Below are 20,445 nucleotides of genomic sequence, written 5' to 3' on the forward strand. Positions count from 1 at the left end.
CCCTTTTTCAATTGATATTTCAGCCTGTGGTCGGTGTTTTCACCGCACCACTCATCATCAAGGCTTATTACCCGCCAATTTATCCCTTAAAGTTTTCATATAATAACCGCCAATCACACTACGCGCCTGGAAGCCTACCATTTTACCATTGGTAGTTTCATGCCAGTCGCTTAGTGGTACGCGTGATGAAGTTTCGGTAGCAAATTTGTAAACCGGAGCAACTAAAGCGTTGAAATCAGCTCTGTTATCGGCCATAGATGCAGTCCAAAGGATCCAATCGCTTTTTGTGTAGGTTTTACGGCTATCAAGCGGCAAACCAAACTCTTTTTGGTGTGCTAAATAGTATTTAAGCTCGGTATCGTACACTTTTTGAGGGAATAATTTCAAGCCCAACACTTTATCCCAAACCATGTTGTATTTCTGGCTCCAGGTATCTTTGCTGTCAAACACCAGGCCGTAGTGGTCGCCCGCGTTGGCTTTGTCTTCCCATTTTTTAGCCATGTCTTTAGCCATAGCTTTGTACTTTTTAGCGGTTGCGGCATCACCTAACATACCGGCTAATTCGCCGTAGGCGTCAATGGCTACAATAGCTTTTACTGATAAGTTGGCATTGTGTGCCAGGTGACCGGCAAAATCATCAGTACACAATTGGCTACCCGGATCAAAACCTGATTTGGCAAGATACTCAGTCCAGATAGTTAATGTTTTCCAGTGTTTTTTTGCGTAGTTGGCGTAGCCTTCAACTTTTGCTAAAGCAGCGTTAAGGATGATCATGTTACCGCTTTCTTCTACCGGCATATCCTCGCCATAAGTTTGGCCGTTGGCCAATGGATAAGTACCTAAATCGTGTGATGAGTAAGGTTTGTTCCATTTGCCGCTTTCGCTGAAATAGAAAATACCGTTCATCATCCCCTTTAACAAATCGGGATTGTAAAGCAAGTACATTGGAGCCGAAGGGTAAGTAATGTCAACCGTATTAATAGAGCCATTGCTAAAATTCTCTTTAGATAAGAATAACAATTCGCCCTCCGGGCTTTTAACCAATTGGTGCGCGGCAATACTTTGACGATAAGCCATTACACATAACTTAGCATATTTTTCACCACCGGCTTTAACCGCATCGGCCCAGATCTTAGCATCTGTTTTTACACAAGTGTCCATCACTTTAGCGTAGGCTTTGGTAGCATCGCTCAGTACGCCTTCAATAGTAGCATCCGGGGTGTTACGCCACCATGGCCTTAAATTGGTTTTGAAGTATTGAATAGCATAGATATCATCATATCCAACCGAAATAAATTTAGATGCCGGGGTTGCAGTAACCTTACCAAATGGTAATACTGTGCTTAACATGAATTGTTTACCAGTAACCGTAGCTTCACCTTTTTGGGCGCCCAGGAATGATGAAACAGCATCGCCTTCGGGAGTGATGTATTGTTTAGCTCCGGCGGTTGACGAAGCAACATAAACATAGCCCCAGTCAATACGCAGGTTATCACCCTTTTTCTGTAATACTGGTTGTTCCACAGTCCCCGCTTTTAACAGCTTAAGGCCATTCTGACTGTATTTTGATGCAGTAACTTCCTGTGATGGTGTATTTACAGCCAGATTACTTGATACCCCCTGATAGATCTGAACATCATGAGCCTTCCCATCGGTTGATTTCAATTGGTAAGTGATGTATGATACCGGGGTGGTAAGTAATTTCAGATCGCCCATAACCAATGGCGAAGTGAACGTAAGTTTCAGGTTTACCTCACCTGCTTTAAAGTTATATACGGTTTGGGTAGCAGTAACTTTAACGCTGGTTTGCTCAGCCAGTTTAACGGCTTCGTCATCCTTGCTCAACATTTCTTCAACAAGACCGGCATCAATAAACGAGCCGCCACCGGTGTTTTTACAATGGATAGCCAAAACGTTTTCGCCTGCTTTCAGATTCGATTTTGCACTGGCAGGCAATGCAACAGTTTCAAAATCGCCGTTAGCGCCACCTTCGGCAGCAATCTGCTGGCCGTTCAGGTAAACTTCGGCTTCATCATCATGATAAATTTTAAGCATTAAACGGCCTTTCGGTAATTCGGCAATATTGAATTTCCGACGAACCCAAATGTCTTTACCTCTCCATTCGGTGCCTTTGCCCGCACGTTCATCGCCAAATGGCGCAGCGCTGCTTTTCCAGGCCTGATCATTAAAGCCCGGTTTTTCCCAACCTTCTGCCGGTGCAGTTTCGGCCAGGTATTGGCTGTTGTACGATTTTTCGTCGGTAGCTGCTAAAATGGTTTTATAATTAACGGCCGATGCGCCCATAAAACGGTAGTAATTGCCATCAACCTTAATGAGGCCCAGTAACGATTGATCTTTCCCGGTCCAGTGTTTGGTGGTTGATTCATTTAACTTATCGGTGTTTGACCAGATGCTGAAATAAGTGTTGTGCGTGATCAGCGGATAAGACGGCATCTTATCTTGTGCCAGCGCTGTTTGTGCAACAAACGATGCTGCCAGTCCGGAAACAAGCAAGTACGTTTTTTTAAAAATGCGGTTCATAAACTACGTTTTACTTTTGGTTTAATTTATTGTTGTTTTTTATTATTTACTCTTATTTCCGGGCTTTGGAAAAACCTGGTGCGTATTTGCCCAGATATGCCAAAGGCTATCCAGTTGGTGCACTTTTTCCGGGTATTTCGATTTCAGATCGGCAGTTTCGGTTTTATCCCGCGACAGATCGTACAAATGCCAGGTAGTATCATTACTCAGCGATACCAACTTCCAGTTTCCTGAACGCGCATACCTCGCGCCGAAGTGCTCGTTAAACAAATCCTCATGACCGGGAGTTTGTTTGCCTTTAAAACCTGGCACCAGGCTGATACCTGTAGTCGGTGGAATCTTGTGCCCCTTATATGTTTTAGGATATTTGGCCCCGGCCAGCTCAACAAAAGTGCACATGAAATCCATCACATGGCCCACATGGTCATTAAAGCCACCTCTATTAGCAGTAATTCCCTTTGGCCAAAAGGCGATCATCGGTGTATGGATACCTCCTTCATATGATTCGGCTTTCCAATATTCATACGGCGTGTTGGCTACGTTTGCCCAACGCGGCCCGATTGACGAATAAGTAGTCTCCGGGCCTGGCAAAGCTTCTTTCTTTGTGGCATAAACAATTTTCCGTCCGTCGCGGGTTTCATTAGGGCGATCAAAACCCGGACCATAAGCAGCGCAGTTTTCAGCACTTGCCCCATTATCTGACAGGAAAACGATAAGCGTGTTATCCAACTGACCTGTTTCTTTCAGCGTTTTAATAATGCGGCCAATACCCTGGTCCATCCTGTCGATCATAGCGGCATGAACAGCCATAGCCATGGCGTCCCATTCTTTATCAGGATTGTTTTCCCATTGCAGATCACCTTTCCAGCGATCGGATAGCTTTGTTTTTGCAGGATCAATAACACCAAGCTTCACCATTCTTTTATACCGCGCTTCGCGGATTGCCTGCCAGCCCGCTTTGTAGGTGTCTTTGTATTTGGCAATATCCTCTGGCTTTGCCATCAGCGGCCAGTGCGGTGCATTTTCGGCAACGTACAAAAAGAATGGCTTTAACGATTTAGCGTAGCCTTTGATATAAGCTACCGCTGTATCGTTAATAGCATCTGTATGATAGTAGTTTTTGGGGACGGTTTTAATGGGCTTAGTACCGCTAACCAAACTAAAAGGATCGTAAAAATCGACCACGCCCCAAATGGTTCCAAAAAACTTCTCGAACCCGCGGCTGGTTGGGTACTGGCTAATGGGCGAAAAATCGCCAAAATCTTTATGATGATTTAACCAGGCCATCTGGTCCTGCGCGTTAGGCTGCCCGTTGGTGTTGGACACATGCCACTTTCCCGACATGGCGGTATGGTAACCTGCGGATTTCAAAACTTCGGCAAGGGTTACTGCATTCTCTGTAATATGACCGAGATAGCCGGGTTCGTCTTCGGCGTCGGTCATTTTGCCTATGCCTGCCTGCTGATTGTATAAACCGGTAAGTAAAGATGCTCTTGTTGGGCAGCAACGCGACGTGTTATAGAATTGCCTGTAGCGGATACCATTTTGAGCAAGGTAATTGATGTTGGGGGTATTAACCTCACCACCATAACAGCCCAGATCAGAAAAACCCATATCATCGGCCATGATCACGATAATATTCGGGCGTTTCCTTGCCGGCTCAGGCTGCTTCACAACTTTAGTTTGCCACGCAACTGAAACAAGCGCTATTGCACCGGCACAAAATAAGCCGGCATATAGTTTATATTTATTCATAGGTGATCAAAATACCTGCGCCAGTTCGGTTAAATTTACGTTTTAATAAAGCAGGAAGGTTAAAAAATGACCGGGGCTTTTATGCCTGAACATATAGCACTACAGACAGTTTTACACATTCCAAATTAAAGCAATCATTTTACACAAAACGGCTCAATCATTGGTAAAATCGTATCATTTTTGTGATGAATTTTTTAAATTAACCGTAAGGCATATGAGCTTATATACATCACTCTCCGAAAGACTAAAAACCCAGCATCTTACCATAGAACAATTGGTTGCCGATATAAGCAATGATAAATTAATTACGCCACCGGTACCCGGCAAATGGAGCGCTTTAGATAACATAGCCCACCTGGCCCGGTACCAGAAAATATTTACAGACCGTATACACCTGATATTAAATGAAGATACGCCTGTTTTTGATCGTTACACCGGAGATCTCGATCCTGAGTTTATACCTTTCAGATCAATGGGTTTAAGAGAACTGCTGGACATGATAAATACATACAGGACAACAATTATCGATCTGTTGTCGGGGCTTAGCGACACCGAATTATCGCGCATTGGCGTACACCCTAAATATGGCAGGCTAACTATCTTAAAATGGGCCGAGTTTTTTGTATTGCATGAGGCCCATCATTTATTCACGATTTTTCAATTGGTTAATGGTGCCGAATAATTTTATCCAACAAAAAAGGCAGCCCAATGAGCTGCCTGTAATTTCTATTAAAGTTTTTATTTACTGTGCCAGCTTAACCTCAACACGACGGTTAAGTACACGGCCATCTTCGGTAGTGTTATCAGCTATCGGTTTGCTTTCGCCCCAGCCTTTTACAGTAAGGTTATCGCCATTAACACCGCTGTTTACCAGGTACAATTTTACAGAGTTTGCCCTATCTACAGATAATGACATGTTATGCTCGGCAGTACCTTCGGCAGAAGCATTGCCATTTAAAACGAATTTCGCCGACGGGTCTTTTTTCAGTTCTTTAACAATATGATCTAAAGTTTGGTACGAAGCAGTTTTTAACACCGCCGAATTAAACTCAAACTGGATATTGCTGAAATTATAATCTGGTTTCTCCGGTGCAGGAGCAGGTGCCGGCGGAGGGGTTGGCGCCGGTTTTGGTGCGGGCGGAGGTGTTGCAGCTTGTTGTGCAGGCTGAGCCGGAGGCGGCGTTTGCACAACCGCTTTTTTGGTTTTGCAGGCTTGGGTAGTGATAGCTAAAACAGCTATTGCAAGAGCTAATAAAGGTGTTTTTAGAGTTTTCATATCTAATGATTTGCGTAAACATAAAAAACGTTGGCATAATGTTTATAGTGCCTAACCATAATTTTATGGCTGAATAACGCTTTTTACATACTGATGTAGATTATTTAATCAATAGTTATGCCATTTGCCAATTATTGAGTTGAAACTTTATTCCCTTTACCTGGATTTAGATTGTTGTTAAGTATATTGTTAAACTTATCTGCACATTATAACGAGTTATTATGACCAAAGCAATCTATCTTTTTGAATCAATATCCGATGTTATCAATTATTTGAAAAGCCATTTAGATGAAACCGACATTACGTTATATGAGGGTGCAACCGATCACCAGATAGCAGAGCTTGAAAATAGTGCAGGTGTTAAGTTGCCCAACGATATTAAACAATTTTATAAGTTTAGTAATGGTTTTATATCTGACGAGGACCAGTTTCGTATCGTTCCGCTCAATGAACTTTTATCTCACGACAGAGGGCAAAATATACTATACATTGGCGAATATTTGTGTTATTGTGACACGTGGGCATTGATCATCAATCCTGAAAACAATTGTTATCAAATAAACTATCCGGACGAAAGGGGGTTTGTGTTAACCAATTCTTTTTCCGAATTTCTTTCAAGGTTTTTTATAGGAGGCATATTTGAACAGAATGGCCTTTATGATTGGCGGGATAAGATAAAATCAAAAGAAACTGAATAGCGCCCCCTTCAAATCCCCTACACTTCAAAAACAGCTACCCAATTTCATTGCCTATCGTTATCTTGTCGGCACCATTATAAACCATCGCCATGAAAAAATTATTTGCTGCAATTTTAATTGCTGTTACAACCTTAACGCAATTTGCTTTTACGCCCGTACAATCAAAACCAGATAAATCACCTGTAGAAAAAACTGCCGAACAAATCCTTAAAAAGCAAATAATGACCGAGGCCGCCTGGGCCATGCAGCAACAGCCGGTTACAGTTACAGCGTCATCTTCACCCAGGAGTGCGGGTGGTAAACACGACTTTTTTTCGGAAGCCGATTATTTCTGGCCGGATCCTAAGAACCCCGATGGCCCTTACATCAACCGCGATGGCATGACCAACCCGGATAACTTTGTAGAACACCGCAAAGCAATGATCCGCTTTAGCAAGATCATCGGCGCCCTGGCATCGGCCTATAAAATAACCGGAAATGTAAAATATGTTAACCAGGCTGTAATCCACCTTAAAGCCTGGTTTATTGATCCCGAAACGTTCATGAACCCAAGTCTTTGGTTTGCCCAGGCAGTTAAAGGACAGTTTACCGGCCGTAATTATGGTATCATCGACACCATTCATCTCATGGAAGTTGCGCAAGGCATTATCGTGATGGAAAAAGCTATGGACGCCGAAACTACAGCCGCCGTTAAAAAATGGTTTACCGATTATACCAACTGGCTCATGACCAGTAAACCCGGTATGCAGGAAAGGGATGTTAAAAATAACCATGCCACCTGCTGGGCTATGCAGGTAGCCTCCTTTGCCAAACTTTGCAAAAATGAAGTAGTACTTGATTCGGTACGCGTGCGATACAAAACTATATTGCTCCCCCGCCAAATGGGCACCGACGGCAGCTTCCCCTTAGAGATGGCACGTACCAAACCCTATGGCTACTCTATTTTTAACCTCGATGCCATGACCACGCTATGCCAGATCCTTTCAAGCCCGCAGGATAATTTATGGAACTTTGAAACACCGGATGGCAAATCCATCAAAAAAGGAATAAGTTATCTATATCCATTCGTGGCAGATAAAAGTAAATGGACTTTAAAACCCGACGTAATGTACTGGGACAACTGGCCAATTGCGCAGCCTTTCCTGCTGTTTGGCGCTAATGCCTACCATGAAAAAGTGTGGTTAACAACCTGGCAAAAACTGGATCATAACCCTCAGGTTGAAGAAGTTATCCGGAATTTACCCATCAGGCACCCGCTTATCTGGTTTTAAACCGGGTAAGCGATTTCCCCACTCAACGCTTTTCTCCGTCTATAATAATATGTAAACTGTGAGCTAAGCGTATCATCAAAATATTTTTTTGTCGGGAAGGCGGGTTTTCTCCGTATGCAATCACACTACAAAAGCACTACTACGCTTGTGATGGAATCGTATTGAAGTTATTATAAGGTATTTATAATAAGATGTTTATATAATTTTACCAATACAAAAACATCTATTACACCTATTAACGCGCCTTTCCTGGTATTAGTATATGATATTCATAAGTATCATGAATTTGGTTAACAGGTTTGTGTTTTATTGCCCGGCTTATTTATAAACCAAATAATACATCTAAAACCACTTAACAAATTTAACTTATGAGATCGAAACTTAACCCTTACCTCCTTGGCCTTTTTCTGGTCGCAATCGCAGCACTATCATCCTGTAAAAAGGATAACATGAACCAGTTTAAAACCGGCAGCGATTCAAACACTGATAACAGCAGCAAGCCGGTTACTGTTAACAATGCCGTACCTATTACCTCCTTTAAAGTAATAGGTTACCTGCCCAGCTGGCAGGGCGATGTGAATACAGTACAATACAGCAAACTAACCCATATTAATTATGCTTTTCTTACCCCCAACAACACCGGGGGGCTGAACCCGCTTGATAACCTTTCAAAATTCACCAGCCTGGTATCAAACGCACACAGCCATAATGTTAAAGTAATGATATCTGTCGGTGGCGGTGGTGGCGGCGATGCCTTCCATCCTATTGTAGCCAATGCCGGTTACCGTACCACTTTTGTTAATAATATGGTCAACTTTTGTAACCAGTACAATGTTGATGGTGTGGATATCGACTGGGAGTTCCCATCGGAAGGTACCGAAACCAATAACTTTTATTTATTACTGCAGGAACTATCAACTGCCATGCATAACAGCGGCAGGTTATGTACCATCGCCTCCATCTCGGTTGGGGCTACTTACGTTACCAACAATATGTTCTCTATCCTTGATTGGATCAACATCATGGATTATGACGACAACAACTTCCAGCACTCTACCTACCAATCGGCTGTTGATTGTTTAAGCTATTGGGCAAACCGTGGTTTACCTGCAGCCAAAACTATTCTGGGGGTTCCGTTTTATGCCAGGGATAACCGGTACGATTATTCGACCATGAACTATGTTGATGTTTTAGCGATAGGCGGTAGCCCCAACTCGGATACCTTTCAAACTTTTGGCTATAACGGTATCCCAACTATTAAAAGCAAAACCACCCTGGCCCTTAACCAGGCAGGCGGCATGATGATCTGGGATTTGGGCGGCGACGCTTCGGGTGCCAACTCCCTGCTTTCGGCCATGAACACTATTATTACCGGCGGAACTACCAATCCTCCGCCAGCTCCTCCAATAGGCACTGTAATATCGCTTAAAGGCTTTAATGGTAAATATGTAAGCGGCGAAAACGGCACGCAGGCTATGACCTGCACCCGCACCGTCGCCGGCGACTGGGAACATTTCACCGTTCTTGACGCAGGCAACGGCAAAATCTACCTGCGCAGCATGGGTAAATATGTTTCGTCCGAAAACGGCACACAAGCCATCACCTGTAACCGCACCACGCCAAGCGACTGGGAAACATTTGACTGGATAGTTACCACCGACGGAAAAATAACGTTGCGCGGCAACAACGGCAAATTCATTTCCAGTGAAAACGGTACGCAAGCCATGACCTGTAACCGGGCTACCGCATCGGGATGGGAAGCATTTGGGTTGAATCAGTAAACTATTAACTGCTTATACCAAAGGCCGGGGCTATGATTTTAGTATCATAGCCCCGGCTGTTTTTCAAGAGGATTGGTATATTCTTTTAATGTATTTTACTTTGCAAACCTGGGCAGCAGGTTAGTCGCGGCACCCATCATTTTTATTTTGTAGCGATAACCTCCTCCAAAAGAATCCTCCTCTTTTAAAAACTCATGATTCTTTTTACTGATCCAGTAGGTTTCGGTAAAATGGCGGCCATTGTAATCGCTTTCGTTATATAGCTTCCAGCAATCAACTTTGTTACCATCCAATGTAGTAATTAACTCGCTGCCGGTTACTTTGTATAAAACATAAAGCGGTGCAGGGATCCCGGCCTCATAAAAGGGGATAGCAAAACTTTTGCCTTCGGCAAGCGGTAACATCTCGAAGGTTTCAATGTCTAAATTCCAATTAAAGTTGGCGAAGGTAAAATCAAGCTTAAAATTCTTAGCCTCATTATTGGCAACGGTGTCGGCACTTATCACTTTATCGGCAGCCCAGTTAAAGGCTTTTGTTTTTTTGCCGATGGTTTCTGAATGATAAATCGGCGCGAAATCAGGCACTTTATTAATGGAATAAATGGAACGGTATGATAAGCTATCGCTGCCATACCAGTGCTGGGTTATAGTAAATACCTTTTCACCGTTACGGGTTTCGAGGTTTATATCACGCAGCCAAAGCCAAAATTTCAGGCTCCTGTTGTCCTTTGTATTTTGAAAATACACAAGGTATTGCTTTAGCCCGGGTTTAAGCGCCGATGTAAGCAGGCGTTTGTCTTTTACTCGGATGGTATCAGTTTGAGCAAATACTTTAGGCGTATGCGATAGCAGCAGCAACAAGCTAAGGCTTACAGCTACTAATTTTTCGGCTAATTGTTCGGTTTTCATGATAATCTGATGGTTTGATAAGGATACTTTTCTGTTAACAATTCAAAACTGCCTTTTATCAACCATCCTATCAAACCGGTTAAACCACTGCCGCGTTCTTTTTAGCCTACTACTGTATTTATTCAATAATATACCTGCAGACCAACTTATTGAACATTTAGTGCCATTTATTGAATAAATGCCGGCAACTATTTAAAACCGGCATCCACAAACAAAAAGCTTAGTAATTTTAAAAATGCAACTATTTAAAACCCGCCCTTCCATTACACAACTCCAGCTCTTGATATGGTTAGCGGTGTCGCTGTTACTGTTTTTTTCTTATCTGCCGATGGATGGAGCAGGCCAATCGGCTGTTTATACCATTGTTAACACTACGTTTTACGCGGCTATCATATATGGTAACATCCTCTTCCTGTATCCTGTATTTTACCAAAAGGAAAAATATGTTTGGTATGTATTACTTGTCATCATTTTTTTAGTGGCAACGGGTGTGCTCCGGGGTTATTCAACCCTGCTTATTTATAATACCTTTTTTGCAAAAACACCAGAGCATATCAGTCAAAAAGCCATCATTAATTATGTTTCGGGCGGAGTGCTCATTTTCATTATGAGCCTGATCTTTCGTATAGCAATAGCTTATTTTAAGCTAAAGCAGCAAACGGAAGAGATTATGATTCAAAAAAGCCAGGCGGAACTGAACCTGCTTAAATCACAAGTGCAACCGCACTTTTTGTTCAATACACTTAATAATATTTATTACGAAGCTTACCGTGAGGCCCCCCGTACCGCGGCATTAATTGAGCGGCTTTCGGACATTATGCGCTATTTTGTTGATGAAAGCCCCAAGGATGATGTAGCCATCGGTACCGAAGTACAGTTCATTGAAAACTACATCGCATTAGAAAAAATCAGGATCAGGCATGAGATGGTTGTTTTTTTTGAAAAAAACTTCAATTCAGATCTCCGCATCCCGCCTATGCTGCTCATGACCTTTGTGGAGAATATTTTCAAACACGGCATCGACAAATCGAGCGAACAAAACCTTATTGGTATATCTTTGGTTCAGCAGGGTGATTATCTCTTTTTTAAAACCAACAATGCTATCCATACCGAAGTAGCAAGCAAACGCGCTGCCGGTTTCGGCATTGTCAACTTAACCAAAAGGCTAACCATGCTGTACGGATCAAATTTTGACCTGAAAATTGATAAAAGCAACAACACCTTTGCCGCGTTTTTAAAGATCCCGATAGCATGAATTTAAGCTGTATCATAATTGATGACGAACCTAACGCGGTTAACCTGCTGGAGATGCTGGTGCAGCAAAGTACGCAGTGGCAGCTTAAAGCCAAATGTTATAATGCGCTTGAGGCACTGGCCTTTTTAAAAAACAATAAGGTTGATTTTATTTTCCTGGATATCAACATGCCGCAATTAACGGGTATGGAGTTGGCAGGCTTGCTTCCACCGCAAACCAAAATTGTGTTTACCACTGCTTATTCGGAGTATGCTGCCGAAAGCTATACCTATCAAACTATTGATTATCTGCTGAAACCAATCACACTGAAACGTTTCCTGGCAGCCATGCAAAAAATTGAAGCGTATTTTGGCAAGTCCGAACCGGTGATGCAACAAACCCCGGTTAATGATGAGGGCTATTTCTTTATAAAATCGGGCAAAGTATTACGCAGGATCCTACTGGACGAGATCTTATACTTTGAAGGCGAAAAGGAATATGTACGGCTTGTTACCAGTCAGGAACAGCTATTAATTTATCGCCGGCTAAAGGATATTGAAGACCAGCTTTCGCCCCCTTTTGTGCGGGTACACAACTCCTATATTGTAAATACCAAACAACTGGTAAAAATCCAGGATAATCATATCTATATTGCTGAAAAACACATCCCTGTAAGCGAAAAATTTAAAGATGGTTTTATGAAGCTTATTAATAGAAGGATATTTTAAGGTAAAAAACACTTGCTTTAATAGCGGATATACTTAATCTTTAAAAATCTTACCGGCAATCATATTTTCTCTTTTTAAAGCCAGATTATGCTCGCCATCCCAATAATAGTATTCGCTATCGCGATATTCGCCTAAATTTAGCGCATCAAACTCATCCATTTCCATATTGCGCTTCACGCCTATTCCGGCCAAAGCGATATTAATGCTATGCCCATGCCAGCAACAGAACCCGTTTTTATATAATGATGCATATTGTTCACCATTTCCGGCAAAATAATCTGTTTTGATCAGGACATAATCAGTAAAATTCAATTGGCTTGCAAAATAATGAATCAACTCACAATCCCAATCAAGGTCCTCGATGGTTGAATCACAACTCAAATTCAATTTCGTCGACCAATAAAAAACGGAATCCCAGTCAAGTATTACAATAACATAGCCTGCTTCATATACTAAAGCCAGACCATAAGTTTTAGCCTGTTCTTCATTGATAGGCGCCCTGCCAATAATTGCGTTTATGTGATGTCCCATGATTCCTAAAATACGCGTGTAAAAAATTACCAGGTAGCGCATTCTTTGGTTTAATATAAAAAATTAAAATATCCCAATAAGTAAATAAACATTTACATATAATATGGTATTCTAATTCAAATTAACCAATCCAGACTTACGAAGTTTTTGAAACTTCGTAAGTCTGGATTGGCCTCGCGTTAAAATCTGTCAAATTTTCATATTCGGTACAACACTAACCGATGAATTTACGATACCGTAATCTCGCCTCTCAAATCCGTTTCCAGCCATTCTTTTACCTGCAAGGGATCATCGCTTTGGCCCAGCAGGTACATCATTTTGGTAACAGCCGATTCAAAGGTCATGTCATAGCCGTTGGCTACGCCGATATCTTTGAGGTGTTTGCTGGTTTCGTAACGGCCGAGTTCAACCGTACCTACCTTACACTGTGAAATATCAAGGATTACCTTACCGCTGTCGATAGCGTTTTTAAGCAGATCGATAAACCAACTGTCGGTTGTGGTATTACCGGCCCCGAAGGTTTCCATTACTATACCCCGCACGTCGGCGCTTAAAATGTTCTCAACCACTTTAGGGCTTATGCCCGGGTATAACTTCAATACGCCAACATCATTCACCAGGTTGTTGTGTACAATTAACGAGCTTTCGTCTTCTGGCAGTCTGATATCGTTCGCGCTAAAGCGTAAATGAACACCCGATTCGGCCAATATAGGATAGTTTGGCGAGCGAAAAGCCTCAAACTTTGATGAATTATATTTAAAAGCCCTGTTACCACGGAACAGTTTATAATCAAAATAGATACAAACCTCGGGCACGCGGGCACGGTCATTCTTTTTGGCTTTGGCTATTTCAATAGCCGTCATCAGGTTTTCCTTTGCATCAGTACGGATGGCGCTTATCGGCAATTGCGAGCCCGTGAAAATAATGGGCTTGCCTAAGTTTTCTAACATAAAACTTAATGCAGATGCGGTATATGCCATTGTATCCGAGCCGTGTAAAATCACAAAACCATCATTATCATGATAGTTTGACTGGATCAAACCGGCCAGCTCGCTCCAGATTTCAGGGTTCATGTTTGATGAATCAATGATCTCATCAAACGAATGTACTTTGATACGGCAGTTAAGCTTTTCAAGCTCGGGCACGTTATCCATTATTTGCTCAAAGTTGATAGGCTTGAGCACCTTTGTAACCGGATCACTCATCATACCTATTGTCCCTCCGGTATAGATGATCAAAATTTGGCTCATTAATTAAGTTTATGCTGTATATAAATATTAAACAATTTTAAATTCCGAATACAAGCCTGGAATTTTCGGTAGTGACCTCTGCCACTTTTTCAATGCTTGTTTGGTGAAGCTCAGCCACCTTTTGGGCTATATATACCAGGTACGAGCTTTCGTTAGGTTTACCCCTGAACGGAACAGGTGTAAGGTACGGAGAATCTGTTTCTAAAACGATACGTTTAAGGTCAATTTCCGGTATTACTTTATCAAGCCCTGAGTTTTTGTAGGTAACTACCCCACCTATGCCCAGGTAAAAATTAAGGTCGATCACTTTTTGGGCTTGCTCAACAGTACCTCCAAAACAATGAAAAATACCCCGTAACTTTTCATCAGCTTCCTGCTTCAGCACCTCATATACCTCATCAAATGCATCGCGACAGTGGATCACAATAGCCAGATCAAGGCTTTTGGCCCAGTTGATCTGTTTCACAAACGCATCTACCTGTTCTTTTAAATGCGTTTTATCCCAATACAGGTCAATACCTATCTCACCTATGGCATAGATCCTGTTTTGCTGATGGGCATTCATGATGGCCGAAAGTTCTTCTTCCCAATTCTCCTTTACATCACAAGGGTGTAAGCCCAGCATCGGGTAGCAATATTGAGGATACTCATTCGCCAAACTATAAACCAGCGGAACGGAAGCCGCATCAACGTTGGGTAAAAACAAACGGGTAATGTTATTATCGATACAACGCTGCATTAACGCCGCGCGTTTTTCAGGAATGGTTTCGTAGTATTGATGGGTGTGCGTGTCGGTTAAAACCATGCTGCAAAAATAAACCTTGAATACTTAATAACGAATTTATAGCGGTAAAGTATCGATACTTTCAATTAATTACCTGACGACTACCAACAAAAAACCTCCTGTTTTTTCGCAGGAGGTTTTTTCCATCAGTTCTTTTTAGCGGCAGGTTTCTTTGCTCCGGCTTTTTTTAACGGGGCCTTACCAGCGGCCGGTTTCGGGGTAACCGCGGCATGTTTGCCTGGTTTTACTTTTACCAGTTCGATATCGAACACCAATGTGCTGTATCCGGGGATTTCCGATCCGTAAGGACGTTCGCCGTAGGCAAGGTTTGAAGGGATGATAAATGTTGCTTTTGAACCTTCATTTAATAAAAGCAAACCTTCATCCCAACCTGATATTACCCTATGCTCGCCCAAAACAACGCTTATAGGCTCATACGGACGGCCTGGTTGTTGTATACCTGCCGCTTTGGCGTTAGCTTCAATGCTGGTATCAAACAGTTTCCCGTTAAGCAACTTTCCGGTATAATTTACCAGCACGGTATCGCCATTAAGCGGCTTTCTTTTTGTTGTTGGGCTGGTTATCACGTATTTTAAGCCTGATGCTGTAGTAACAGGTTTAAGACCATGTGCCGTAATATAGCTTTCTCTGTCGGCTGTTTCAGCTTGTTTTAGTTTTTCAAGGCCCGCATTCCTTTCGGCAATGGCATCATTTAACGATTGCACCTTCTCTATCTTTAAAATAAAAGTAAGAAAGCTGCCTTTAGGCAAAAAAGGGGGACGGGCTTCTTCATGACCAACAAATACTGAATCGGTTGGAATTTTAACCAGGGCACTGTCTTTAGCTGCAAGCAGCGGGAATATTTCCATCAGGTCGCCTACATTTTGCGAGGCCTGTACCTGGGCTTGTACGGGATGCCCTGCCTTATAACTACTGAACAGTACTGAATCTTTATCTGTTTTTTGAATAAAGTTAAAAGTAAGTACATCGTTGATCTTAGCTTTGTTGCCCGGGTTAGCAGTATAGATCTGGTAAAGCGCGCCTTTAGCGGTTTTCTGCAAACCAGCCGTTTGCGCACCTGCATTTAAAGCAAGCGCGGAAAGCGCCGGCAATAAAAAAGAAAAAATATGTTTTTTCATAAGTTATAAATAAAAAAGCCTTTCCTGTTTTAAGCAGGAAAGGCCTTGTAAAACATAATAATTATTTCGTTGTCGGAGTTGGCATTTGCATTTGCGGCATAACCGGTTTTGGTGCATTTGGATTTGGGTGGACAATATTTACCAGCTCAACTTCAAATACAAGCGGCGTATAAGGCTGCATTTGCTGGCTTCCCTGATCGCCATAACCTAACGATGATGGAATAACCAACATCGCTTTAGTCCCTTTATTAAACAATTGAAAAGCTTCGTCCCAGCCTTTGATCACTTTACCTTCACCCACCGGAATACGGATTGGCTGATAAGGGTTCATCGGGTTGATCTGCATCTTTTCTTTTACAGCTACCGCTTTAACACTTGTTTCCAAAACTTTGCCAGTAACAAGCCTTAAAGTATAATTAATTACTGCTGTATCACCTACTGCTACGTTAGCACCACTGCCGGGTGTAGTAACTGCGTAATTTAAGCCTGATGCAGTTTTTACAAATTTCAGGTCTTTATGTGCATCCAGGTAACCCTGGATCTTAGCAGGCTCTTTACCTTTAAGGGCGTCGGTTTGACCTTTCATGTATTGGGTAACGCGATCGCGGAAAACTTGCTCGGTAAGTGCACCTTTAGCAACTACCTTTTCAATTTTAATAGTATAAACCAGGTATTTACCTTTAAAGCCCGGCGGGCGTTGCTGACCGCCTTTAAATACCGAATCGGCAGCTATTTTAAATGTGGCACTATCACCTTCGCCCAATAATGCTAAGCCAGAAACAATATCACCTTTCGTTTGGGGTTTAGGCATCAGCGTTGGTATAGGCTGGCCGTTATCATAAGAATTATTGATAATTGAATCCTTATCGGTTTTGAGGATCATGTTCAGTGTCAAAAAGTCACCTTCCTTAACTTTAGGATTGCCTTTTGAGGTGTGGATATTATAAAGCAAGCCGCCTTCGCCCTGCTTAAACCCACCGTTACAACTTGCAAATCCAATAGCCGCAAGTGACAGAAACATCAGTTTTCTTTTCATCATTACTTTTTTACTGTATTAATAGTTTTTTATATTCGGGTAAAATTTGTTTAAATTGTTGTATAACCTGTTCAAGGCTACCGTCAGAATGGCCGCCGGCTGCATTGCGGTGACCGCCGCCATTGAAGTATTTTTTGCAAATCTCGTTGGCCGGGAACTCGCCTTTTGAGCGTAATGAAAGTTTCACCCTGTCGCTTCGTTCAACTATGAAAGCAGCCAAACGGATGCTTGCAATCGATAATGCATAATTTACCACACCTTCCGTGTCGCCTGTTTCAACATCAAAACGCTCCAGGTCATGTTTGTTAACTGCAATTATAGCTGTATTAAACTCAGGCAATACCTCCAGGCAATTAGCCAGGCAATGACCTAAAAAGCGCAGCCTGTTTTCAGATGCGCTATTATACACCAGCTCATGAATGCGCCAGTTAACCGCACCGGCATCTATCAAATCGGCAACTATGCGGTGAACTCCGGATGTAGTGTTGGGAAGCCTGAATGAAGCCGAATCGGTCATAATGCCTGTATAAAGACAGGTTGCCACATTTTTATTTACAAGTTCTTTGTGGTGAAGCTCGTTTACTATAAAATCATATACCAACTGCGCAGTAGCACAGGCATTGATATCCCAGTGCCTGTAATCGTCAAAATCGGCAGGCTCCAGATGATGATCGATCATGATTTTATAGGCATTACTCTCGCCAACCAGCTCGCCCATATCATTGATACGGCTCAGCGCATTAAAGTCGAGGCAAAATATAAGTTTCGCATCTGCTATCAGGGCGGCAGCTTCTTCGCGGTGCTCGGTATAAATAATAACATTCTCGTTACCCGGCAGCCAGCTTAAAAAGTCAGGATAATCTGTAGGGGCAATAACCCTGGCATGATGGCCCTGCTGTATCAAATAATTATATAAGCCTAATGACGACCCCATAGCATCACCATCGGGTTTATGATGGGTAGTGATCACTATTTTTTGAGGTTTCGTTAAAAGGTCAGTAAGCGAAGCTAAATCTAACATCAATTCTTAAAAAAAGAGTTGCAAAGCTAAATAAATAAATGAAATACAAACCATCTAATTTAATTCAAAAAGCTTTATCTTACAGTTACAAAAGCCTATTTTTGCCGCAAATTTTAAATGTTATCATAAGCATCAGTAAGCTTATGTTTTAAAACCAACGTAACAAAGGCATTTAATCTATTAATAACCCAAAAAAGAAACAATTATTTCAATGAAAAACAACAGAACATTTACCATGATAAAGCCTGATGCCGTTGCAGACGGGCATATCGGTGCTATTTTAGACATTATTACAAAAAACGGCTTTAAAATCGTGGCGCTTAAATACACCAAATTATCTGCCGAAAAAGCGGGCCAGTTTTATGAAGTGCACAAAGAACGCCCTTTTTATAACGGATTAGTTGAATTTATGTCATCGGGACCTATTGTAGCAGCTATTCTTGAAAAAGACAACGCTATTGCCGAATTCCGTAAACTGATCGGGGCCACTAACCCGGCCGATGCCGCCGAAGGTACCATCCGTAACCTGTATGCAAGATCAATTGGTGAAAATGCCGTTCATGGCTCAGACTCTGACGAGAATGCCGACATTGAAGGAAACTTCTTTTTCTCGGCTTTTGAAAGGTTTTAAGTAACCTATTTCGGGTGTAATTATATAAACCAAAAGTTACACCCGAATTTTTTACGTTTTTTTTGTAATTATGGTTACGTTTTTTGTAACTTTACATTATCCGCCTAAACAATATTACATAATTTAATCAACCAATAATATCACAAAACATGAAACCATTATTCAAATACATCTTTTACGTACTTATACTGGTGATGTTGGTTATTGGATCGCTAATGCTTTACAGAACACACCCCGAAGCCCAGCTTGCGCTTACCATTCCCGGCCTGTTCATTCTTGCTTATTCAAAGCTTACGGATGATATCAAATTAAAGCATAACAGCTTACGTATGCTTAGAGGAAGATAATTTCCTCAACAAGCACACTTTTAGCTTCGTTATTAATCTTTTCAATTATCTGGCTGCGCATCAGCATCAATTCACTTTTTATTACTGATGATTCTATCCGCAGAAATAATTTCTTATCGCGCACAAATAACTCTTTGGTGCGATTGGCTACTGATTTGCCTACCAGGTTGGGCCAGGCAGTAATAACACCGGTTTCGTCAAAACGCCGCTTAATCTTATATACATTAAGCATTTGCTCAATAGCTTCTTTCAGTGTTTTGTCGTTGGTTTTACGCATCAATCGCTCCTCCTTTTACTTTAAATAGTTTAACAGGTATCCCTATTTTATTAAAAACGGTTTCAACCCGCTCAACCCCGGTATCGGTTATAAAAACCTGACCAAAATCATTGTTCGATACCATCTGCATTAATTTGGTAACCCGGCCGTCATCAAGCTTGTCAAAAATATCATCAAGCAAAAGCAAGGGTTTAAATCCTTTTTGCTGGTATAAAAAAGTATATTGTGCAAGCTTGAGTGCAATTAAAAATGACTTTTGTTGCCCCTGCGATCCAAACTTTTTCATGGCCATACCATGGATATTGAATTGCAGATCATCTTTGTGAATGCCGGCCGTGGTACGCTCCAACGCCCTGTCACGGTCAAAACTCTTTTTCAATAAATTATTTAAATCATCGGCAAGCAGTTGCGATTCATACACGAGGTCGACATGCTCGGCATTATCGCTCAAAAAACTGTAATGCTTGTTAAATATAGTAACAAAACCCTCCATAAAGGCCCGGCGCCTTTCAAAAATACGATTGCCCGAAGCGTTCAATTGCTCATCAATCACTTCAAATAAGCCGGCATCATATCGCCCTGTATCCGCTACCTGTTTTAAAAGCGCGTTACGATTGGTAAGGATTTTATTATAGGTGATCAACTCATCTAAATAATGGTTATCTGTTTGCGATATCACATTATCAATAAACTTGCGGCGTTCTTCGCTCCCTTCGGTTATGATACTGGTATCATTTGGTGATATCATTACAAGCGGTAACAATCCGATATGATCGGCCAGGCGCTGGTAATCTTTTTTATTGCGCTTAAACTGTTTCTTTTGATTGCGCTTTACAGAGCAGGCAACAGCTTCGGGCTGATTGTTTTTATTAAAGACGCCGGTGATGATAAAAAAATCGGCACCCTGCTTAATCTGCTGGCTGTCTATCGGGTTAAAATAGCTTTTGCATAAGGACAGGTAATGAATAGCATCAAGCAAATTGGTTTTGCCGGCGCCATTATTACCTGTAAAAGCGTTAACCCCCTCGCTGAAAACCAGTTCGGCCTCATCGTAATTTTTAAAGTTAATAACTGACAGCTGTTGCAGGTGCATGAGATGGCAAAGTTAATGTTTTTTGGTGAGTGGTTGATGGTTCATGGTTGATAGGCCATAGTCATTTATAAACAAAATTGCTCTTCCCTAAATCCTTAAAACTACAAACCCAAGACCATGAACCATAAACTATCAACTATGAAC

Annotated in this window: 20 protein-coding genes; 8 read left to right on the forward strand and 12 right to left on the reverse strand. The window is 41.9% G+C overall.

The features are described from left to right. Positions 1–57: 57 nt before the first annotated feature. Positions 58–2,541 (reverse strand): glutaminase family protein, encoded by a 2,484-nt coding sequence (locus J3L18_RS20665; RefSeq protein WP_129569885.1) that lies wholly within the window; start codon positions 2,539–2,541, stop codon positions 58–60. A gap of 42 nt (positions 2,542–2,583) precedes the next feature. Beyond that, positions 2,584–4,296 carry an arylsulfatase gene (locus tag J3L18_RS20670; RefSeq protein WP_129569884.1) on the reverse strand — a complete coding sequence of 571 codons (1,713 nt, stop codon included), beginning with the start codon at positions 4,294–4,296 and terminating at the stop codon, positions 2,584–2,586. A 214-nt stretch (positions 4,297–4,510) separates the two neighbouring features. On the opposite strand from J3L18_RS20670, the gene J3L18_RS20675 reads away from it, so the two are divergent. Further along, on the forward strand, positions 4,511–4,978 hold the full coding sequence (locus tag J3L18_RS20675) for a DinB family protein (protein ID WP_129569883.1): 468 nt from the start codon (positions 4,511–4,513) through the stop codon (positions 4,976–4,978). A gap of 60 nt (positions 4,979–5,038) precedes the next feature. Here J3L18_RS20675 and J3L18_RS20680 read toward each other — a convergent pair whose 3' ends face one another. Beyond that, on the reverse strand, positions 5,039–5,572 hold the full coding sequence (locus J3L18_RS20680) for an OmpA family protein (protein WP_129569882.1): 534 nt from the start codon (positions 5,570–5,572) through the stop codon (positions 5,039–5,041). Between the two features lie 221 nt (positions 5,573–5,793). Between J3L18_RS20680 and J3L18_RS20685 the strand changes: the two genes are divergently transcribed. The 3 genes from J3L18_RS20685 (at position 5,794) to J3L18_RS20695 (ending at position 9,322) form a co-directional block, all read left to right on the forward strand. Beyond that, on the forward strand, positions 5,794–6,270 hold the full coding sequence (locus tag J3L18_RS20685; RefSeq protein WP_129569881.1) for an SMI1/KNR4 family protein: 477 nt from the start codon (positions 5,794–5,796) through the stop codon (positions 6,268–6,270). A gap of 89 nt (positions 6,271–6,359) precedes the next feature. Then, positions 6,360–7,541: an alginate lyase family protein gene (locus J3L18_RS20690; protein ID WP_129569880.1), complete on the forward strand. Its 1,182-nt coding sequence runs from the start codon at positions 6,360–6,362 to the stop codon at positions 7,539–7,541. A gap of 368 nt (positions 7,542–7,909) precedes the next feature. Next, entirely contained in the window at positions 7,910–9,322 is a 1,413-nt protein-coding gene (locus J3L18_RS20695) for a glycosyl hydrolase family 18 protein (protein WP_129569879.1), read from the forward strand. Between the two features lie 95 nt (positions 9,323–9,417). On the opposite strand, the gene J3L18_RS20700 is transcribed toward J3L18_RS20695, so the two are convergent. Further along, a complete protein-coding gene (locus J3L18_RS20700; protein ID WP_129569878.1) occupies positions 9,418–10,230 on the reverse strand; it encodes a DUF3108 domain-containing protein in 813 nt (270 codons plus the stop codon). Positions 10,231–10,465: 235 nt separating this feature from the next. Between J3L18_RS20700 and J3L18_RS20705 the strand changes: the two genes are divergently transcribed. Beyond that, positions 10,466–11,485, forward strand: a complete 1,020-nt coding sequence (locus tag J3L18_RS20705; RefSeq protein ID WP_129569877.1) for a sensor histidine kinase — start codon at positions 10,466–10,468, stop codon at positions 11,483–11,485. After that, a complete protein-coding gene (locus J3L18_RS20710; protein ID WP_129569876.1) occupies positions 11,482–12,192 on the forward strand; it encodes a LytR/AlgR family response regulator transcription factor in 711 nt (236 codons plus the stop codon). Before J3L18_RS20705 ends, J3L18_RS20710 begins: the two co-directional genes overlap by 4 nt. Positions 12,193–12,225: 33 nt before the next feature. Here the strand turns inward: J3L18_RS20710 and J3L18_RS20715 are convergent, their stop codons facing one another. From J3L18_RS20715 to J3L18_RS20740, 6 genes are all read right to left on the reverse strand, one after another. Continuing rightward, positions 12,226–12,723: a hypothetical protein gene (locus J3L18_RS20715; RefSeq protein WP_129569875.1), complete on the reverse strand. Its 498-nt coding sequence runs from the start codon at positions 12,721–12,723 to the stop codon at positions 12,226–12,228. Between the two features lie 227 nt (positions 12,724–12,950). Beyond that, a complete protein-coding gene (locus J3L18_RS20720; protein ID WP_090530955.1) occupies positions 12,951–13,973 on the reverse strand; it encodes an asparaginase in 1,023 nt (340 codons plus the stop codon). A 37-nt stretch (positions 13,974–14,010) separates the two neighbouring features. Next, positions 14,011–14,778 carry a TatD family hydrolase gene (locus J3L18_RS20725; protein ID WP_129569874.1) on the reverse strand — a complete coding sequence of 256 codons (768 nt, stop codon included), beginning with the start codon at positions 14,776–14,778 and terminating at the stop codon, positions 14,011–14,013. 125 nt (positions 14,779–14,903) lie between these two features. Then, positions 14,904–15,896 (reverse strand): FKBP-type peptidyl-prolyl cis-trans isomerase, encoded by a 993-nt coding sequence (locus tag J3L18_RS20730; RefSeq protein ID WP_129569873.1) that lies wholly within the window; start codon positions 15,894–15,896, stop codon positions 14,904–14,906. A 61-nt stretch (positions 15,897–15,957) separates the two neighbouring features. Next, positions 15,958–16,935 (reverse strand): FKBP-type peptidyl-prolyl cis-trans isomerase, encoded by a 978-nt coding sequence (locus J3L18_RS20735; protein WP_091172720.1) that lies wholly within the window; start codon positions 16,933–16,935, stop codon positions 15,958–15,960. Positions 16,936–16,942: 7 nt separating this feature from the next. Next, entirely contained in the window at positions 16,943–17,953 is a 1,011-nt protein-coding gene (locus tag J3L18_RS20740) for a DHH family phosphoesterase (RefSeq protein ID WP_129569872.1), read from the reverse strand. A 211-nt stretch (positions 17,954–18,164) separates the two neighbouring features. On the opposite strand from J3L18_RS20740, the gene J3L18_RS20745 reads away from it, so the two are divergent. Both J3L18_RS20745 and J3L18_RS20750 read left to right on the forward strand, forming a co-directional pair. Continuing rightward, complete coding sequence (locus tag J3L18_RS20745; RefSeq protein WP_091172728.1) at positions 18,165–18,584, forward strand: nucleoside-diphosphate kinase; 420 nt, start codon at positions 18,165–18,167, stop codon at positions 18,582–18,584. 149 nt (positions 18,585–18,733) lie between these two features. Then, positions 18,734–18,931, forward strand: coding sequence for a hypothetical protein (locus J3L18_RS20750; protein ID WP_091172734.1), 198 nt, complete (start codon positions 18,734–18,736; stop codon positions 18,929–18,931). Here the strand turns inward: J3L18_RS20750 and J3L18_RS20755 are convergent. Both J3L18_RS20755 and recF read right to left on the reverse strand, forming a co-directional pair. Beyond that, on the reverse strand, positions 18,918–19,208 hold the full coding sequence (locus tag J3L18_RS20755; protein WP_129569871.1) for a DciA family protein: 291 nt from the start codon (positions 19,206–19,208) through the stop codon (positions 18,918–18,920). The genes J3L18_RS20750 and J3L18_RS20755 overlap by 14 nt on opposite strands. Next, positions 19,201–20,301, reverse strand: coding sequence for a DNA replication/repair protein RecF (gene recF, locus J3L18_RS20760; protein WP_129569870.1), 1,101 nt, complete (start codon positions 20,299–20,301; stop codon positions 19,201–19,203). The genes J3L18_RS20755 and recF overlap by 8 nt, the downstream gene beginning before the upstream one ends. Positions 20,302–20,445: the final 144 nt, after the last annotated feature.

Origin of the sequence: Mucilaginibacter gossypii (assembly GCF_017569325.2) — a bacterium.
Lineage (GTDB): Bacteria > Bacteroidota > Bacteroidia > Sphingobacteriales > Sphingobacteriaceae > Mucilaginibacter > Mucilaginibacter gossypii.

Excerpts from the sequence above, each read along its gene's own strand:
- J3L18_RS20665 (WP_129569885.1), bottom strand. The coding sequence starts at position 2,541 with ATGAACCGCATTTTTAAAAAAACGTACTTGCTTGTTTCCGGACTGGCA.
- J3L18_RS20670 (WP_129569884.1), bottom strand. The coding sequence starts at position 4,296 with ATGAATAAATATAAACTATATGCCGGCTTATTTTGTGCCGGTGCAATA.
- J3L18_RS20675 (WP_129569883.1), top strand. The coding sequence starts at position 4,511 with ATGAGCTTATATACATCACTCTCCGAAAGACTAAAAACCCAGCATCTT.
- J3L18_RS20680 (WP_129569882.1), bottom strand. The coding sequence starts at position 5,572 with ATGAAAACTCTAAAAACACCTTTATTAGCTCTTGCAATAGCTGTTTTA.
- J3L18_RS20685 (WP_129569881.1), top strand. The coding sequence starts at position 5,794 with ATGACCAAAGCAATCTATCTTTTTGAATCAATATCCGATGTTATCAAT.
- J3L18_RS20690 (WP_129569880.1), top strand. The coding sequence starts at position 6,360 with ATGAAAAAATTATTTGCTGCAATTTTAATTGCTGTTACAACCTTAACG.
- J3L18_RS20695 (WP_129569879.1), top strand. The coding sequence starts at position 7,910 with ATGAGATCGAAACTTAACCCTTACCTCCTTGGCCTTTTTCTGGTCGCA.
- J3L18_RS20700 (WP_129569878.1), bottom strand. The coding sequence starts at position 10,230 with ATGAAAACCGAACAATTAGCCGAAAAATTAGTAGCTGTAAGCCTTAGC.
- J3L18_RS20705 (WP_129569877.1), top strand. The coding sequence starts at position 10,466 with ATGCAACTATTTAAAACCCGCCCTTCCATTACACAACTCCAGCTCTTG.
- J3L18_RS20710 (WP_129569876.1), top strand. The coding sequence starts at position 11,482 with ATGAATTTAAGCTGTATCATAATTGATGACGAACCTAACGCGGTTAAC.
- J3L18_RS20715 (WP_129569875.1), bottom strand. The coding sequence starts at position 12,723 with ATGGGACATCACATAAACGCAATTATTGGCAGGGCGCCTATCAATGAA.
- J3L18_RS20720 (WP_090530955.1), bottom strand. The coding sequence starts at position 13,973 with ATGAGCCAAATTTTGATCATCTATACCGGAGGGACAATAGGTATGATG.
- J3L18_RS20725 (WP_129569874.1), bottom strand. The coding sequence starts at position 14,778 with ATGGTTTTAACCGACACGCACACCCATCAATACTACGAAACCATTCCT.
- J3L18_RS20730 (WP_129569873.1), bottom strand. The coding sequence starts at position 15,896 with ATGAAAAAACATATTTTTTCTTTTTTATTGCCGGCGCTTTCCGCGCTT.
- J3L18_RS20735 (WP_091172720.1), bottom strand. The coding sequence starts at position 16,935 with ATGATGAAAAGAAAACTGATGTTTCTGTCACTTGCGGCTATTGGATTT.
- J3L18_RS20740 (WP_129569872.1), bottom strand. The coding sequence starts at position 17,953 with ATGTTAGATTTAGCTTCGCTTACTGACCTTTTAACGAAACCTCAAAAA.
- J3L18_RS20745 (WP_091172728.1), top strand. The coding sequence starts at position 18,165 with ATGAAAAACAACAGAACATTTACCATGATAAAGCCTGATGCCGTTGCA.
- J3L18_RS20750 (WP_091172734.1), top strand. The coding sequence starts at position 18,734 with ATGAAACCATTATTCAAATACATCTTTTACGTACTTATACTGGTGATG.
- J3L18_RS20755 (WP_129569871.1), bottom strand. The coding sequence starts at position 19,208 with ATGCGTAAAACCAACGACAAAACACTGAAAGAAGCTATTGAGCAAATG.
- recF (WP_129569870.1), bottom strand. The coding sequence starts at position 20,301 with ATGCACCTGCAACAGCTGTCAGTTATTAACTTTAAAAATTACGATGAG.